The organism is Mesorhizobium sp. M8A.F.Ca.ET.161.01.1.1, from assembly GCF_004792105.1.
In the GTDB taxonomy this organism is placed as follows: Bacteria; Pseudomonadota; Alphaproteobacteria; order Rhizobiales; family Rhizobiaceae; genus Mesorhizobium.
Genome location: NZ_SRTD01000097.1, coordinates 1 through 421, shown reverse-complemented (window position 1 = coordinate 421; position 421 = coordinate 1). Strand labels below are relative to the sequence as shown.

Sequence of the window (421 nt, the reverse complement as noted above, 5' to 3'; positions counted from 1 at the left end):
CGCCGACAAGCCCATGCCGTGCAAGGATCGCGCCCACCGTCGAGGCCGACGGCCAAACCAGCTCGGGAGCCGTGCGCTTGAGACGCGCCACGATCTTCTTTGGCCCCCACAGCGGATGCACCTCCTTGGCGGCAACGATCCGCTCCACCAGGTCCAGCGCCGTCGCCCGGCCGTGATTGAGCGGCGCGCGAGGCAGATCGTGCAAACCTTCCGGGCCGAACGCGCGATAGCGTCCAAGCCATTTGTAGCCGGTCTTGCGCGATATCCCATAAGCCGCACAGAGCTCGATCATCGTCTCTTCACCCGAAAGGCAATCCACAACAAACCGTAGCCGCTCGTCCATGATCCCAGTTTCTCGCCAAACCATCGCCGGTCCTCCCGGCGGACAAGAAAACTGTCACCCATGCTATCGGTCCATTCT

The 421-nt window shown here is 62.9% G+C and carries 1 protein-coding gene; it reads right to left on the bottom strand.

Features of this window, described 5'->3' with window-relative positions:
- Nucleotides 1-367: helix-turn-helix domain-containing protein (locus EN804_RS34810; RefSeq protein WP_135922315.1), on the bottom strand; the 367-nt coding region annotated here is incomplete at its 3' end.
- Between the last annotated feature and the right edge of the window lie 54 nt (nt 368-421).